Genomic DNA, 15048 nt, shown 5'->3' on the forward strand with positions numbered 1-15048 from the left:
CGAAACTTAACGCTTCGAGAACTGCTTGGCGCGGCGTGCAGAGTGCAGACCGACCTTTTTACGTTCCACTTCACGAGCGTCACGCGTCACGAAGCCGGCTTGGCTCAGGACGGACTTGAGCGTCGCGTCGTAGTCGATCAGGGCGCGGGTGATGCCGTGGCGGGCTGCACCTGCCTGGCCGGATTCACCACCACCGTGCACGTTGATCATCACGTCGAAGGTTTCGGCGTGGTTGGTCAGCATGAGCGGTTGCTTGGCAATCATGATCGAGGTTTCGCGGCCGAAGTAGGACTGGATGTCCTTGCCGTTCACCGTGATCTTGCCGGAGCCTTTTTTCAGAAACACGCGGGCGACGCTGGACTTGCGACGGCCGGTGCCATTGTTCCATTCACCAATCATCTCAAGGCTCCTTAGATTTCCAGCACTTTGGGCTGCTGGGCGGTGTGGGGATGCTCAGCACCACCGTACACCTTGAGTTTCTTGATCATCGCGTAGCCAAGGGGGCCCTTGGGCAGCATGCCCTTGACGGCCTTTTCCAGCGCGCGGCCGGGGTGCTTGGCTTGCATGTCGCGGAAGTTGGTGGCCGTGATACCGCCGGGATAACCCGAGTGGCGGTAATACACCTTGTCCAAGGACTTGGTGCCGGTGACCTTGATCTGGGCGGCGTTAATGATGACGATGAAGTCACCGGTATCGACGTGAGGCGTGTAAATGGCCTTGTGTTTGCCGCGCAAACGGAGAGCAACTTCGCTGGCTACTCGTCCGAGGACCTTGTCGGTCGCGTCAATCACAAACCACTCGTGCACGACCTCAGCGGGCTTGGCGCTGAAAGTAGTAGTCATGAGTTTCTCTTATGAAGAGGGTTTGGCGGGTCCTTTTCCACGGTCGGTGCTTCTCTTTCGGAAGCCTCTTAGGTGGGATTGAGTCTTCGCCGCGGGACCACATAAGCGCTGCGAAGTCTGCCATTATACGAAGCTGCGCGCTTTTTAGGCAAGGGCGGCCACCAGGACGCTGCGCGGCGTCAGTTTTGCATCTGGCGGCGTTGCTCGTCAGCCTCTTGCCGCCGACGGACGTCTACGCACACGGGGTGCCCGGTGAGGCCCGGCTTCTTGCATTCATTGAAGATGCACAGCGGGCGTGCCAGAAAGCTGGCGTCAGCGCACGCCTCTTGCGGCCCCACGCGCACGGCGGCCACCACGGGCTTGGGCGGCGCTGCTGCCGGCTGGGGCGGGGGCACGGGCACATCCTGCACCACCACCGGCACGGGGGCCGGTGGCTCGGGCACATTGCGGCGCTGGGCCGGTGCGCGCGCGGTGGGCCGAACCACAGGCACATCGGCAGTGGGCGCTCCGCTCAAGGCCCCAACCCCTGCAACCGTATCCTTTTCGGTGCTGCCCGCCACGAAAGCATCACCCGAGGAATTGCCCGGCACCACCTGCTCCGACGCGGCGGGCCCGGCTGCGGCAGCGACCGGTTCTGGTACCTTGAGCTCTGTGATGATGTCATCGGCAGGCCGTGGGGCGGACCGGCCCTGCGCCCACCACAGGGCCCCTGCCCCCACGATCAGGGCAAATACAACACCCCCCAGCCACACCGGCGATGGCAACCCCCTTGCCTTGGTGCCTGCGGCAACGCGTTCCGACCCATGTGCAACACCATGCCCCGATGCAGTTCGCGTGCGCTTGGGCCCAGATCGCCCCGCGCGCTCAGGCTGCGGTGCAGGGGCATGTTCCGCTGCACGGGAATCCTCGAAAACCGAGTCGCCAACATCGATGAACACCGTGTCGGCCATGTCAGCCGCCACCGTGTCCGGCCCCTCGGCAGCACCGTTGTGCTGCGTATCCGGCGCGATCGCGCCAGTCGCAGGCAGTTCGGGCCTGGCAGAGCGGTAGGTCAGGTCCTCCAGATCAGCCTTCTGCCTGGTAGCGGACTTCACGTCCACCGTAGGGGCAGGCACGCCGAGGCCCGGATGGTCCGCAGGCTCAACCCAGATATCTCCCAGATCAGCCCGAAAGTCAAAATGCCCCACCCCATCGGGTGGCGAAGTCATTTCCATGGTCTGCAGGAACGCATCAATGCTCTGGGGGCGGTCTTCAGGGCGCAGGGCCAAGGCCTGGGCGATGGCGGCCACAAACGGCGCCGAATACTCCACCCCGAACTGGCGCTTGACCGTCTTGGCCACGCGCGAAAACGACACCATGCGGTCCCGGATGGAGCGCAAGGTGGCAGGCAGCGGCGTGTCGTTGCACAGACAGCCGTGCACCACGGCGGCCAGCGAATACAGATCACTCCAGGGCCCCTGGCGCAATTCATCGTCGCTGTCAGCATATTGCTCGATGGGGGCGTAGTTCACCTTGAGCACGGCCGTGTGCTTGTGCCCCTGGTCGTTGATGGCATGGCGCGCGGCACCCAGGTCCAGCAGCACCGGTGGCCCGTTGTCCTGCAGGAAGATGTTGTCCGGAGAGATGTCGCGGTGCAGCGTGTTGCCATCGTGCAGCACGCGCAGCGCACCCAGCACCGACCACAGCATCTTGCGCAGCCATGCCTCGGGCGGGGGCGTGCGCATCTGCGCGCGCGCCTGCTTGAACGTCATGCCGGTGTACAGCGGCATCACCATGTAAGCGGTGTTGTTGGCCTCCCAGAAGCGGAACACCTTCACCAGGGACGGGTGGTCAAACTGCGCCAGCAGGCGCGCCTCGCCCATGAACGACGTCAACCCGGCCTGGAACGTCTGCTGGTCGGACGACGACCGCACCCACAGCGATTGCCCCTGCGCGCGGCCTGCAAGCGCCGAGGGCATGTATTCCTTGATGGCCACGGCACGGTGCAGCGAGTGGTCGAATGCCTTGTAGACCATGCCAAAACCACCCACGCCCAGCAGTTGCAGGATTTCAAACTCGGCCAGGCGGGTGCCCGGTGGCAGCGCGTCCACATGGTTGACGCGGCTGGCAGAAGTTTGACTGGGGCTTTCGATCATCATGGGCAGGGTAAAGAGCAGGCTCGCGTCCGGGGCAGCAACGGGATGGGGGGGGAGACTGCACCTGTGCCGTCACGGCTGCCATCATGAAGCATGCACCAGCGCGACCTGAAACAAAAGGCATCCTGTCTGCGAAAAACATCACCCGCAGCCCGAACAGCGGCCCATTGTGCCGCGACTCAGCCGCGGCGCCCCCGCCCCGCTGGCTACGTCAACCGCTGCGCCATCCATGATAATCTACATAAAAACAGGCTTTAGCCCTTTACAGCAAAGCGCCAACAGCTATGTTTTATATAGCATTGCAACCAAGCATCGCTGGCCCGCGCTGCCTGGCCACCTTGCGCCACGCCGCAGCGCACTACGGCAACCAGGGGCCGAGTCGTTACCATTGCGCCATGTTCAGTTATCGCCACGCCTTCCATGCGGGCAACCACGCCGATGTGCTCAAGCACACGGTGCTGATTGCCACTTTGCAACACCTCACCGACAAAGACGCGGCCCTCACGGTGCTCGACACCCATGCGGGCGCGGGCCTGTACCGGCTCGATGGCGACTATGCCAGCACCAGCGGTGAGGCGGGTGGCGGCATCTTGCGCCTCACTGCAGCGGGCGTTGCAGCCCTCACGCCTGCGCTGCAGGCCTATGTGGACATGGTGAAAGCCTTCAACCAGGGTGCCACCACCAAGGTGTACCCCGGCTCGCCCTTCATCATCCAGCGGCTGCTGCGCGACCACGACAAGCTCAAGCTGTTTGAACTGCACCCGACCGATCTGCGCGCGCTGGCCGGCAACGTGGCGCAGCTGGAGGCCGGCCGGCAAGTGGCCGTGCTGCACGAAGACGGATTTGAAGGCATCAAGAAATTTTTGCCCCCACCGGCCCGCCGCGCTTTGGTGCTGTGCGATCCCAGCTATGAAATGAAGAGCGACTATGCCAAGGTACTGGACATGGCGGCCGACTCGCTCAAGCGCTTTGCCACCGGCACCTATGCCGTCTGGTACCCGATCATTCCGCGCCCGGAAGCACACGACCTGCCGCGCCGCCTGAAAACCATGGCCACCAAGGCAGGCAAAAGCTGGCTGCACGCCACGCTCACGGTCAAATCCAGCAAACTCACCGAGAACGCCGAGGGTGAAGTCAAGCGCCCAGGCCTGCCTGCCAGCGGCATGTTTTTGATCAATCCGCCCTTCACCCTGAAGGCCGCCTTGAAGACCGCCCTGCCCCAGATGGTGGAATTGCTGGCGCAAGACAAGCACGCGACCCACACGCTCGAATCGGGCGGCTAAGCGCCACGACCGCCGCTGCCCGCGGTGCGACGGGGCGGCGAACCGACAGGGCCTGAAAGCGGCTCCTGCCAGGTCAGCGCCCTACGGCGCCGACACCGACAGCGACCGCGGGCAATCGCCCTCGCCTTCCTCCAGCAGCCACAGTTCCACGGGCTTGATACCCAGCCCCTGCATGCCCAGTTCCTGGGCCGCGGCCTGGCTCAAATCAATCACGCGGTTCCCGGTAAACGGGCCACGGTCATTGATGCGCACCACCACAGCGCGGCCTGTAAGTTGGCTGCGCACACACACCCGGGTGCCAAACGGCAGCGTGCGGTGTGCAGCCGTGAGGGCCCGGCGGTTGAAGATTTCGCCACTGGCCGTGCGTCGGCCATGAAAGCGCGGGCCATACCAAGAGGCCAGGCCCTGCTGGTCGCTCTCGGGCACGGGCTCGGCCAGGGACTCTGGCAACTCTGCGCTGTCGGCCCCGCGCCCGCCTGCACTGTTGCGAACCGGTTCAGGCGGCTGTCTGGCCGTGGACGGTGGCTCGAGTGGCTGGCCAGCCGACGGCGCGCAAAACCGGGAGCTTGGCACACCACGCTGTTGCGCCAGCTCGCAGGCGTTGCGGGGCTCGATGGGCATCGCGGCAGCCGCTTCAGGCGCCGCCGTTTCCGCCACCGGCATGGGTGCGCAGGCCACCAGAGCGCAGGCAAGCGCCCCCAAACCCGTCAGGGTGCGCCAGCGCCGCATCCGGTCAGACATCTGCATCGATCACCTCTTTGCGAAAAAACGAACGTACCCACCGGGAGGTGACAGTTCCATCCACCTTCTCCAGCGACAATGCAAACCGGCCCCGGCCCAAGCCCCAAGACGCGCCGGGCCCCGCGCCCCATTACAAACCGAGGCGCCGGCAGATTTCCAGTGTGGTTGCACTTTGATTCATGGTGTAGAAGTGCAGGCTGGGCACACCGCGCTGGCGCAGTTGCTCGCACAGCGAGGTCACCACATCCAGCCCGAAAGCCCGGATCGACGCTGTATCGTCGCCAAACCCCTGCAGGCGCAGCCGGATCCAGCGCGGAATTTCGGCACCGCAGGCGTCGGAAAACCGCATCAGCTGCGATGACCCCATGATGGGCATGATGCCGGGCACCACGGGTACATCCAGCCCCATGCGGCGCACGTCGTCTACAAAGCGCTCGTACGCGTCCGCATTGAAAAAATACTGCGTGATGGCCGAATCAGCCCCCGCGCGCACCTTGGCGGCAAAGGCCTGCAGGTCGGCGTCGGCCGACTTGGCCTGGGGATGCACCTCGGGGTAGGCAGCCACCTCGATGTGGAAATCGCGCCCGGTCTCGGCCCGGATGAAGGCGACCAGGTCGCTGGCATGGTGGAACTCGCCCCCAATGCCATAGCCGCTGGGCAGATCACCGCGCAGCGCCACGAGGCGGCGCACGCCCATGGCCTTGAGCGTGGCGAGCTCCTCGCGCACCGATTGCCGTGTGGCACCGATGCACGAGAAGTGCGACGCCGCACTGACGCCCTCGGCCAGAATTTCACGCACCGTGCCGAAGGTGCCCTCCTGCGTCGAGCCCCCCGCGCCATAGGTGACCGAGCAGAACTCGGGCCGCTGCGCATACAGCTGCTGGCGCACGGCGCGCAGCTTCTCGGCGCCCTCGGGCGTCTTGGGCGGAAAAAATTCAAAACTGACCGGCAAACCGGTGGATGGTGCGTTGGCTGCAGTCATGCGCCCCTCCTTGCAAAAACAAAAAACTCGCGGTTGCCGTCGCCGCCACTGATGGGGCTGTCGAGCCAGGCCTGCACCTCCAGGCCCAGCTCCGCGCAGCAGTCGCGGATGCGTTGCTCTACCACCGCGTACAACGACTCATCGCGCACGATGCCGCCCTTGCCCACCTGGCCGGGCTGCAGCTCAAACTGCGGCTTGACCAGCATGAGCATGCTGCCACCCGGTGCCAGGAGTGGCACCAGCGCGGGCAACACCAGCGTGAGCGAGATGAACGACAGGTCGCCCGTCACCACATCAAACACCGGCGCAATGTCCACATCGGCGCAATCGGCGCGGCGGCGGCGCTCAACCGGCAGCGTGCCCTGCTCGCGGGCCTTGGCACGGGCCGCACGCTCGGACTTGAAAGTCTCGATGTCCTTGTCCTTGGCATCGTTGCTGTCGTCGTATTCCTCGTCCACCTGCCCGCCATTGCGCATCCAGCTGTAGGGCGCCTCGGGCTGGGTCTCGTTGTCCTCTTCAGCCTCTATGACCTCGGACAGGGCCAGTTCACAGGCATCCTGCAAGGCCTGCGCCGTCAGCGAGCGCGCATTCACGCCCTCCACGCAGACCACGCGCAGATCACTGCGCAGCCGGTCGTGCAGCTGGCCGTGACCCACATCCACGCCGATCACCTGCGCCGCGCCGTGCTGCAGCAGGCAGTCGGTGAACCCGCCCGTGCTCTGCCCCACATCAAGGCAGCGCAGCCCCGTCACCGCCAGGCCGGTGGCCCGCAGCGCCCCTTCGAGCTTGAGCCCCCCGCGCGAGATGTATTTGGCCTCGGCATCGTCGAGCAGCCGCACCTCGGCCACGGACGGTATGTCGTCACCATTCTTGGCAACCTTCTGCCACGGGGCCAGCGGCGACAGGCGCCACTCCACGCCCGCAGCAATCAGCCGCTGCGCCTGCGAGCGCGTGGTCGCATGGCCAAAATCCACCAGAAAAACATCTGCACGCATGCGCCCATCCTTTTTGAATCAAAAGAGCCTCTAGCGCCCGTATATAAAGCGCAGTTAGCTATTATTTCAGGAGCAAATCAACCGCTCCTGCATTGCGCATGAAACGGCCATGCCCCAAAAGCCAGCGCCACCGCGAAGCCGGTTTTGCCGGGCAGCTGGTGGCGCCGCCCCCGGGGCTGAGGCCCGAGGCTCCAGGCCTGCCTGCGCAGGTCTGGACAAAACCGAAGAGGCCGCGCCCGTGGCGCGTGCCACCGAGGCGCGCAGCACCTCAGGGAGAATCAATACCGGTAGGTATCGGGCTTGTAAGGGCCTTGCTTGGGCACGCCAATGTAGGCCGCCTGCTCGTCGCTCAGCTCGGTCAGCATGGCGCCCACCTTCTTCAGGTGCAGGCGCGCCACCTTCTCGTCCAGGTGCTTGGGCAGCACATAGACCTTGCCGTTTTCGTAGTAGTCGCTGTGGGTGAACAGCTCGATCTGGGCAATGGTCTGGTTGGCGAAGCTCGACGACATCACAAAGCTCGGGTGGCCCGTGCCGCAGCCCAGGTTCACCAGGCGGCCCTTGGCCAGCAGAATGATGCGCTTGCCATCGGCAAAGATCACATGGTCCACCTGGGGCTTGATCTCTTCCCACTGGCAGTGCGCTTCGAGCTTGGCGACCTGAATTTCGTTGTCGAAGTGACCAATGTTGCAGACGATGGCCTGGTCCTTCATGGCCTGCATGTGCTCGAACGTGATCACGTCGCGGTTACCGGTGGTGGTCACAAAGATGTCGGCCTTGTCAGCGGCGTATTCCATGGTCACAACCTTGTAGCCCTCCATCGCTGCCTGCAGGGCGTTGATGGGGTCGATCTCGGTCACCCACACCTGGGCGCTCAGGGCGCGCAGGGCCTGGGCACTGCCCTTGCCCACGTCACCATAGCCCGCCACCACGGCCACCTTGCCGGCGATCATCACATCGGTGGCGCGCTTGATGCCGTCCACCAGCGATTCGCGGCAGCCGTACAGGTTGTCGAACTTGCTCTTGGTCACCGAGTCGTTCACGTTGATGGCACGGAACATCAGGCTGCCCTTGGCCGACATTTCCTTGAGGCGGTGCACGCCGGTGGTGGTTTCTTCGGTCACACCGATGATCTGGGCGCTCTTGCGGCTGTACCAGGTGGGGTCCACGGCCAACTTGGCCGTGATGGAGGCGAACAGGCAGGTTTCTTCTTCGCTGGTGGGGTTGGCGATGAGCGAGGCGTCCTTTTCGGCGCGCTTGCCCAGGTGCATCAGCAGCGTGGCATCGCCGCCGTCGTCCAGGATCAGGTTGGGGCCTTCGCCTTCGCTGCCGGCGGGGCCAAAGTCGAAAATGCGGTGCGTGTAGTCCCAGTATTCGGCCAAGGTTTCGCCCTTGATCGCGAACACGGGCGTGCCCGCGGCGGCAATGGCGGCGGCGGCGTGGTCCTGCGTGGAGAAGATGTTGCACGATGCCCAGCGCACTTCGGCTCCCAGGGCCTGCAGCGTCTCGATCAGCACGGCCGTCTGGATGGTCATGTGCAGCGAGCCGGTAATGCGGGCGCCTTTCAGCGCCTGTTTGGCAGCGAACTCCTCGCGGATGGCCATCAGGCCGGGCATTTCGGTTTCGGCGATGCGAATTTCTTTGCGGCCCCATTCGGCCAGGCCGATGTCGGCAATGATGCAGTCGGTGTTGACGGGTGCGTTGACGCGTGCGTTCATGGTGTGCTCCAAAGCATGTTTGAAAAGCCACTTGACGCGGGGAGACAAAAAAAAGCTCACCACACGATCAGTGGATGAGCGTCGTTGCTGGATGACTCCGAGCCTCACGCCCCGCCAGTAGCTGGGGGCGCTGCAACGCTCCTCGGATGCCCGCGATTATAAAAGCAGTTGCGCCCGCCCCGCCTGCGCCACGCGCCGGCCCGGTAAAATCGCGGGTTCGGCCGCCCTGCGCACCCGCTGTACAGAAGCTGGCCCGCCGTTTGCCCCTGCAGGGTCTTTGCACCCTGCCCACCTTCTGGAACCCCCCGTGTCCTACGCCTCTGAAACCCGGCGCCGCCGTACCTTTGCCATCATTTCCCACCCCGACGCGGGCAAGACCACGCTGACCGAGAAGCTGCTGCTGTTCTCGGGCGCGATCCAGATCGCTGGCGCCGTCAAGGGCCGCAAGGCCAGCCGCCACGCCACGTCCGACTGGATGGAAATCGAAAAGCAGCGCGGCATCTCTGTGGCCTCCAGCGTGATGCAGATGCTCTACCGCGACCACGTCATCAACCTGCTCGACACGCCCGGCCACAAGGATTTCAGCGAAGACACCTACCGCGTGCTCACCGCCGTGGATTCGGCCCTGATGGTGATCGACGCGGCCAACGGCGTGGAAGCGCAGACGCGCCGCCTGATCGAAGTGTGCCGCCAGCGCGACACGCCCATCATCACCTTCGTCAACAAGATGGACCGCGAGGTGCGCGACCCGCTGGACATCCTGGACGAAGTGGAGCGCGAGCTGGGCATGCCCTGCTGCCCCATCACCTGGCCCGTGGGCCAGGGCAAGAGCTTTGGCGGCATCATCAATCTGCGCACGCAGACCATGACGGTGTTCACCCCCGGCAGTGACCGCGGCCCCAAAGACTTTGAAGTGGTGCCGCTGGCCGAGGCCGACCGGCTGCGCGCGCGCTTTGGCCAGTCGTTTGACGATGCGCTGGAGAGCATGGAACTGGCGGTGGGTGCCTCGGCGGCATGGAACCACGCAGACTTCCTGGCCGGCAAGCTCACGCCCGTGTTCTTCGGCTCGGGGGTGAACAACTTCGGTGTCATGGAAGTGCTCGACGCCGTGGTGGACATGTCGCCGCCGCCCGGCCCGCGCACCAGCACCTTGCAGGTCAACAAGCAGGCCGTGGTCAAAACCATTCAGCCCGAAGACGAGGGCTTTGCCGGAGTGGTGTTCAAGGTGCAGGCCAATATGGACGCCAACCACCGCGACCGCATCGCCTTTGTGCGCGTGGCCTCGGGCAGATACACACCGGGCATGAAGCTCAAGGTGCAGCGCACTGGCAAAGAGCTGCGCCCCACCAGCGTGGTCACCTTCATGAGCCAGCGCCGCGAGGCGGTAGAAGAAGCCTACGCGGGCGACATCATCGGTTTCACCACGCACGGCGGCGTGCAACTGGGCGACACCATCACCGACGGCGCCAACCTGCAGTTCACCGGCCTGCCCTTCTTCGCGCCCGAGCTGTTCATGACCGTCATTTTGAAGAACCCGCTGCGCACCAAGCAGCTGCAGCAGGGCCTGGCGCAGCTGGGCGAGGAAGGCGCGATTCAGGTTTTCCGGCCCGACGTGGGCGGCCCCATGCTGCTGGGCGCCGTGGGCCAGCTGCAGTTTGAAGTGGTGCAGCACCGCCTGAAGGCCGAATACGACGCCGACGTGCGCCTGGAAGGCTGCCAGTACACCGGCGCCCGCTGGATCACCGCCGACACCCCGGCCGACCTGCGCGCCTTCACCGACGCCTACCCCATGCGCCTGTCGCACGACGCGGCGAATGCGCTGGCCTACCTGTGCACCAGCCCCTATGACGTGCGGCTGGCGCAGGAACGATTTCCGAAAATCCACTTTCATCCGCTGCGTGAGCATGCGGGGTTGGCGCTGGACAGCAACCACTGACGGCGGCGGCCATGACTGCATTTTTGCGCCCCCTGACCGAGTGGCCGGCACCCGTGCCTGGCCAGCTGCTGGGCATCCTCACCGACATCGACGACACCCTGACCACCGACGGCGCAATCACCCCCGATGCGCTGCAGGCTTTGGGTGCGCTCAAGGCGAGCGGCCTGCATGTGATTCCCATCACCGGCCGGCCGGTGGGCTGGAGCGAGCCGTTTGCCGCCACCTGGCCCGTGGATGCCATCGTGGCGGAAAACGGGGCGGTGGCGCTGCAGCGCAGCGCAGACGTTTTTGATCAAAACAGCCCCTTGCCTAATCACAGCAAGCGTGAGCAGCTATCAAAAATATACCAACAGGACGCCGCCACACGCGCAGCCAACTACGCGAACATGCAGCAGGTTCTGGCGCAGATTGAGCGTGAGGTGCCCGGTGCGCGCCGCGCCACGGATTCGCCGGGCCGTGAAACAGACATCGCCATCGACCACAGCGAATTCACCCATCTGCCACAGGACGCCATTGACCACGCCGTGCGCATCATGCGCGACGCGGGCATGAACGCCACGGTGAGCAGCATCCACATCAACGGCTGGTTTGGGGCGCACAACAAGCTCGAAGGTGCCCGCTGGATCGTGCGCGAATTGTTCGGGCGCGACCTGGACGCCGAGATCGACCGCTGGGTGTATGTGGGCGACTCCACCAACGACCAGGTCATGTTCGAACATTTCCCGCACAGCGTGGGCGTGGCCAACATTGCGCGCTTTGTGCCGCAACTCACGCACCGGCCGCGTTTTGTAACGCAGGGCGAGCGTGGTGCGGGGTTTGCGGAGGTCGCGCGCGCGGTGCTGGCGACACGTTGATGCCATCCGGCATGGCCGGCGGTACCCCGGCACACCCAAGCTGCGCTAGAGTTAGGTATGGACTTGATCAACACACTCCGACACTGGCAGGCCATCGACCGGACAAGAGCGCGCCTGCCCAGTGAGAACCTCATGGTGGCGGGCCTTGGGCTGGCCCTGATCGCCGTATCCCTGCGCTCAGAGCGTCGCGGCACGGCCGCGCTACAGGCCGCTGCGGGCGGGGCACTGCTTGTACGGGCCGCACGAGGCAGCCGCTACCTGACCCGCGACCCCGACCCGCGCCTCAGCGGGGCGTGGGACGCCCACTTGGCGGATGCCCGCGAACTGGGCCTGGACTGATGGGGCGACTTCAGCCTTGAAGCCTTTGAGAGCCGTATCGCTTCACAGATAAGCAATACAGGCTACTCAAAATAAAGCATCACGGCGCCTTCGCCAGCCCCAGCTTCTCTACCAGCGCTTTCTCGCGTGCGAAAGTCTCTTGGGCAAACTTCTGGTAGGCCGCTGTGCTCATGTACATGGGCACCATGTCGTAGCGCGCCAGGGCTGTTTTGTAGCTGTCTTGCTCCATGGCCTGCTTGAAGGCGTCGTGCAGGCGCTTGACCACGGGCGCTGGTGTGCCCTTGGGCGCGCCAATGCCAAACGGCGAGTTCTGCACGATGTCCAGGCCCAGTTCCTTGAGCGTGGGCGCATCGGGGAACTTGGCCAAGCGCTCGGCGCCCCAGGTGTTGAGCACGCGCAGCTTGCCGGCCTCAACCTGCGGCGCAAAGCCCGTGGAGTCGGCAGCGGCCATCAGCTGGCCGCCCAGGGTGGCCTGCATGAGGTCGGCACTGCCCTTGTACGGCACGTGCAGCAGCTCGATGCCGAGCTTTTGCGCGATCAGCTCGGTCGTCAGGTGCGGACTGGTCATGGTTCCGGTGGAGCCATAGCTCAGCTTGCCCGGATTGGCCTTGGCCCAGGCAACAAAGTGCGTCCAGGTCTTGAGCGGCGAATCGGCTGGCACCACGATGCCGAAGGCATAGCCCGTGACGTTGAGCACGTAGCTGATGTCCTTGACCGGATCCCAGTTGATCTTGGTGGTGTAGGGCAGGCGGAACACGCCCAGCGGAATCTGCGCCAGCGTGTAGCCGTCGGGCTGGGCTGTCTGCAGCGCCTGCGCGGGCAGCGTGCCACCGGCGCCGGGCTTGTTCTCGACGATCACGGGCTGGCCGAGGATCTTGCTGGCGTTGTCGGCCAGCACGCGCATGGAGATATCGGTGGGACCGCCTGCGGGGAAGGCAATCACGAGCTTGACCGGCTTGGCGGGAAAGCTCTGGGCGCTGGCGGTACCCAGAGAGACGGCGGTGAGTGCGGCTGCGCCCCACTGAATGATGTGTCGACGTTGCATGTGGCGATCCTGAAGGGACTAAAGGTTCCATTGAACCGCAAATGACGCACTGCAACACTCAGGAAAGCACCTAGCGGCTGTCGCCAAGGCGGCAGCCGCCGCGGGCGGCGCTTAGTACCGCTGGGGAACGTACATTTCAGGGGGCACCGGCTGGCGCAGGTATTCGGGGTTGCGCACCCGCTCCGGCAGCTCCACCGGGGGATGCGGCACCTCGTGGTACGGGAATTGATCGAGCAGGTGCGCAATGCAGTTCAGGCGCGCCTTTTTCTTGTCCACCGCCTGCACCACCCACCAGGGCGCCTCGGGGATGTGGGTGCGCTCGAGCATGGTCTCCTTGGCCTTGGTGTAGGCCTCCCAGCGCACGCGGCTTTCCAGGTCCATGGGGCTCAATTTCCACTGTTTCAACGGGTCGTGAATGCGGCCCAGAAAGCGCAGGTGCTGCTCGTCATCGGTGATGGAAAACCAGTATTTGACGAGCGTGATGCCCGAGCGCACCAGCATCTTCTCGAACTCGGGCACGGTGCGAAAGAACTCTTCGTACTCGTCGTCGGTGCAAAAGCCCATCACGCGCTCAACCCCCGCGCGGTTGTACCAGCTGCGATCAAACAGCACCATCTCGCCCGCAGCGGGCAGGTGCGCGGCGTAGCGCTGAAAGTACCACTGCGTGCGCTCGCGGTCATTGGGTGCAGGCAGCGCGGCCACACGCACCACGCGCGGGTTCAGGCGCTGGGTGATGCGCTTGATGACGCCGCCTTTGCCGGCGGCATCGCGCCCCTCAAACAAGATCACCACCTTCTTGCGCGTGTGCTGCACCCAGTCCTGGAGCTTGACCAGCTCACCCTGCAAGCGAAAAAGCTCTTTGAAATAGGCCTGCCGCTCCGCGCGGTCGGTGACGTGGCGGCCCTCCAGCTCGTCGAGGCTGCGGTCTTCCAGCTCCAGTTCGATTTCTTCGTCGTAGCTGTCCACCAGATCGCTCGCAATGCGCCGCATCAGGTCGTCATGGTTGGTCAGTGCACTGGGCAGCGTCATGGAATAAGGACTCCTGAAAAGAACAGGCCATGCTGCCCATGCCCCATGTCATGTGCATGACATCCATAAGGCATCCTGGGCAGCACACAGGATGCCGGTCCACGGTGTCAGAGAAATCACCTACCGCAGGCTAACCCAGTAAGCCAGCAAGATCAACGCCAGCACCAGCGCCAGCCAGCCCACCACCAGCCAGCGCCACAGGGCTGGCGCATGCCGCAACTCCAGAAAGTCCAGACACACCAGTACCCCTTTCACGAACGCCAGCGCAAACATGGCCAGCACCGGCCCCATGGAGCCATGGCCGGACAGGCCCGCCTCGCCAATCCAGTACGTTGCAGCCGTGATGGCCAGCAATATGAGCCAGACACGGGTGTGTGAAATAGCAGGCATCTCTTCGCTCCTCAACGCATCACGTAAACCAGCGGGAACAGCACGATCCACAGCAGATCGACCATGTGCCAGAACGCCGCGCCCGTCTCCAACGCGTGGCAATCATGGCTGCCATAGCACCCGCGCCGCGTTTTTACCCACAGATATCCAAGCGCCAGCATGCCCACCACCACATGCAGGAAGTGAAAACCGGTGAGGAAAAGGTAAAACATGTAGAAAGTGTTTGTCGAAAGGTCCACCCCGGACGCCATTTTCTGGGCGTATTCGCCCAGCTTGACCCCCACAAACCCCCCTCCGCAGGCCAAAGCCCCCAGTAACCAGCGCGCCCCCACCATGGATGCATTGCGCCGCACTGCAGACACCGCGCAGGCCACGCACCAACTGCCGGAGATCAACAGCACGGTGTTGAGCGCGCCGGCATTCAGGTTGAGCGTGGCCTGCGAGGCGTTGAACAGTTCCACCTCCCGCGTGCGGGCAAACGCAAATGACACAAAGAGGATGGCAAAGGTCAGCAACTCCAACAAAATGATCAGCCAGACCCCCAGGTCACCTGGGAGCCTGGGGGTGGCATCCTGAACATGCGGGGGAAAGCGTGTGTCGTCCACCAAACCCTCTACTGGCTGCGATTCGTTGCTCGAAGACGACAAATGAGTGGGTACGGGACCGTGCATAGGGATCATCCTGACTGATAATTCGCAGCCTTTTGCAACCAGGGGTTGCAGGCAAGCAACTCCAGGCTCATATTCTGTCGCCGCAAAGTGC

15 protein-coding genes and 1 riboswitch are annotated in these 15048 nt (G+C 64.2%); of the genes, 4 read left to right on the top strand and 11 right to left on the bottom strand.

Going from position 1 to position 15048, the window contains the following annotated elements; all coding sequences use genetic code 11:
* Positions 1-6 precede the first annotated feature (6 nt).
* From rpsI to B7Y64_RS08130, 3 genes are all read right to left on the bottom strand, one after another.
* Positions 7-399, bottom strand: a complete 393-nt coding sequence (gene rpsI, locus B7Y64_RS08120) for a 30S ribosomal protein S9 (RefSeq protein WP_111864712.1) — start codon at positions 397-399, stop codon at positions 7-9.
* Positions 400-410: 11 nt separating this feature from the next.
* Positions 411-842, bottom strand: coding sequence for a 50S ribosomal protein L13 (rplM, locus tag B7Y64_RS08125; RefSeq protein ID WP_024814063.1), 432 nt, complete (start codon positions 840-842; stop codon positions 411-413).
* A gap of 179 nt (positions 843-1021) precedes the next feature.
* Positions 1022-2977 (bottom strand): serine/threonine-protein kinase, encoded by a 1956-nt coding sequence (locus B7Y64_RS08130; RefSeq protein ID WP_291328658.1) that lies wholly within the window; start codon positions 2975-2977, stop codon positions 1022-1024.
* Between the two features lie 395 nt (positions 2978-3372).
* Between B7Y64_RS08130 and rlmJ the strand changes: the two genes are divergently transcribed.
* Entirely contained in the window at positions 3373-4260 is an 888-nt protein-coding gene (gene rlmJ / locus B7Y64_RS08135; protein WP_291324118.1) for a 23S rRNA (adenine(2030)-N(6))-methyltransferase RlmJ, read from the top strand.
* 81 nt (positions 4261-4341) lie between these two features.
* On the opposite strand, the gene B7Y64_RS08140 is transcribed toward rlmJ, so the two are convergent.
* The 4 genes from B7Y64_RS08140 to ahcY form a co-directional block, all read right to left on the bottom strand.
* On the bottom strand, positions 4342-5007 hold the full coding sequence (locus B7Y64_RS08140) for a septal ring lytic transglycosylase RlpA family protein (protein WP_024814060.1): 666 nt from the start codon (positions 5005-5007) through the stop codon (positions 4342-4344).
* Positions 5008-5131: 124 nt separating this feature from the next.
* Positions 5132-5983, bottom strand: coding sequence for a methylenetetrahydrofolate reductase [NAD(P)H] (gene metF / locus B7Y64_RS08145; RefSeq protein WP_291324115.1), 852 nt, complete (start codon positions 5981-5983; stop codon positions 5132-5134).
* Complete coding sequence (locus tag B7Y64_RS08150) at positions 5980-6978, bottom strand: TlyA family RNA methyltransferase (RefSeq protein WP_291324116.1); 999 nt, start codon at positions 6976-6978, stop codon at positions 5980-5982. Before B7Y64_RS08150 ends, metF begins: the two co-directional genes overlap by 4 nt.
* A 278-nt stretch (positions 6979-7256) precedes the next feature.
* Positions 7257-8693 (bottom strand): adenosylhomocysteinase, encoded by a 1437-nt coding sequence (ahcY, locus tag B7Y64_RS08155; RefSeq protein WP_291328643.1) that lies wholly within the window; start codon positions 8691-8693, stop codon positions 7257-7259.
* Between the two features lie 69 nt (positions 8694-8762).
* A riboswitch (S-adenosyl-L-homocysteine riboswitch) is annotated at positions 8763-8842 on the bottom strand.
* Positions 8843-9000: 158 nt separating this feature from the next.
* On the opposite strand from ahcY, the gene B7Y64_RS08160 reads away from it, so the two are divergent.
* Genes B7Y64_RS08160 through B7Y64_RS08170 form a run of 3 tightly spaced genes read left to right on the top strand, consistent with a single transcriptional unit; the run spans position 9001 to position 11822 of the window.
* Positions 9001-10629 (top strand): peptide chain release factor 3, encoded by a 1629-nt coding sequence (locus B7Y64_RS08160; RefSeq protein WP_024814056.1) that lies wholly within the window; start codon positions 9001-9003, stop codon positions 10627-10629.
* Positions 10630-10640: 11 nt separating this feature from the next.
* Positions 10641-11483 (top strand): HAD-IIB family hydrolase, encoded by an 843-nt coding sequence (locus B7Y64_RS08165; RefSeq protein ID WP_114656469.1) that lies wholly within the window; start codon positions 10641-10643, stop codon positions 11481-11483.
* 57 nt (positions 11484-11540) lie between these two features.
* Complete coding sequence (locus B7Y64_RS08170) at positions 11541-11822, top strand: hypothetical protein (RefSeq protein WP_024814054.1); 282 nt, start codon at positions 11541-11543, stop codon at positions 11820-11822.
* A gap of 79 nt (positions 11823-11901) precedes the next feature.
* Here the strand turns inward: B7Y64_RS08170 and B7Y64_RS08175 are convergent, their stop codons facing one another.
* From B7Y64_RS08175 to B7Y64_RS08190, 4 genes are all read right to left on the bottom strand, one after another.
* On the bottom strand, positions 11902-12867 hold the full coding sequence (locus B7Y64_RS08175) for a tripartite tricarboxylate transporter substrate binding protein (RefSeq protein ID WP_114656468.1): 966 nt from the start codon (positions 12865-12867) through the stop codon (positions 11902-11904).
* Positions 12868-12978: 111 nt separating this feature from the next.
* The gene (ppk2, locus tag B7Y64_RS08180) at positions 12979-13896 is read right to left on the bottom strand and encodes a polyphosphate kinase 2 (protein ID WP_024814052.1); all 918 of its coding nucleotides are present in this window, start codon (positions 13894-13896) and stop codon (positions 12979-12981) included.
* Between the two features lie 120 nt (positions 13897-14016).
* On the bottom strand, positions 14017-14286 hold the full coding sequence (locus B7Y64_RS08185) for a cytochrome C oxidase subunit IV family protein (RefSeq protein WP_024814051.1): 270 nt from the start codon (positions 14284-14286) through the stop codon (positions 14017-14019).
* Positions 14287-14297: 11 nt separating this feature from the next.
* Positions 14298-14957, bottom strand: coding sequence for a cytochrome c oxidase subunit 3 family protein (locus B7Y64_RS08190; protein ID WP_291323923.1), 660 nt, complete (start codon positions 14955-14957; stop codon positions 14298-14300).
* Positions 14958-15048 lie beyond the last annotated feature (91 nt).

Source organism: Acidovorax sp. 35-64-16 (assembly GCF_002281195.1).
In the GTDB taxonomy this organism is placed as follows: Bacteria; Pseudomonadota; Gammaproteobacteria; order Burkholderiales; family Burkholderiaceae_C; genus Acidovorax; species Acidovorax defluvii.

What these genes read in the sequence shown, in the direction of transcription:
- rpsI (WP_111864712.1), bottom strand. Translation starts at nt 399, where the DNA reads ATGATTGGTGAATGGAACAATGGCACCGGCCGTCGCAAGTCCAGCGTC.
- rplM (WP_024814063.1), bottom strand. Translation starts at nt 842, where the DNA reads ATGACTACTACTTTCAGCGCCAAGCCCGCTGAGGTCGTGCACGAGTGG.
- B7Y64_RS08130 (WP_291328658.1), bottom strand. Translation starts at nt 2,977, where the DNA reads ATGATCGAAAGCCCCAGTCAAACTTCTGCCAGCCGCGTCAACCATGTG.
- rlmJ (WP_291324118.1), top strand. Translation starts at nt 3,373, where the DNA reads ATGTTCAGTTATCGCCACGCCTTCCATGCGGGCAACCACGCCGATGTG.
- B7Y64_RS08140 (WP_024814060.1), bottom strand. Translation starts at nt 5,007, where the DNA reads ATGCAGATGTCTGACCGGATGCGGCGCTGGCGCACCCTGACGGGTTTG.
- metF (WP_291324115.1), bottom strand. Translation starts at nt 5,983, where the DNA reads ATGACTGCAGCCAACGCACCATCCACCGGTTTGCCGGTCAGTTTTGAA.
- B7Y64_RS08150 (WP_291324116.1), bottom strand. Translation starts at nt 6,978, where the DNA reads ATGCGTGCAGATGTTTTTCTGGTGGATTTTGGCCATGCGACCACGCGC.
- ahcY (WP_291328643.1), bottom strand. Translation starts at nt 8,693, where the DNA reads ATGAACGCACGCGTCAACGCACCCGTCAACACCGACTGCATCATTGCC.
- B7Y64_RS08165 (WP_114656469.1), top strand. Translation starts at nt 10,641, where the DNA reads ATGACTGCATTTTTGCGCCCCCTGACCGAGTGGCCGGCACCCGTGCCT.
- B7Y64_RS08170 (WP_024814054.1), top strand. Translation starts at nt 11,541, where the DNA reads ATGGACTTGATCAACACACTCCGACACTGGCAGGCCATCGACCGGACA.
- B7Y64_RS08175 (WP_114656468.1), bottom strand. Translation starts at nt 12,867, where the DNA reads ATGCAACGTCGACACATCATTCAGTGGGGCGCAGCCGCACTCACCGCC.
- ppk2 (WP_024814052.1), bottom strand. Translation starts at nt 13,896, where the DNA reads ATGACGCTGCCCAGTGCACTGACCAACCATGACGACCTGATGCGGCGC.
- B7Y64_RS08185 (WP_024814051.1), bottom strand. Translation starts at nt 14,286, where the DNA reads ATGCCTGCTATTTCACACACCCGTGTCTGGCTCATATTGCTGGCCATC.
- B7Y64_RS08190 (WP_291323923.1), bottom strand. Translation starts at nt 14,957, where the DNA reads ATGCACGGTCCCGTACCCACTCATTTGTCGTCTTCGAGCAACGAATCG.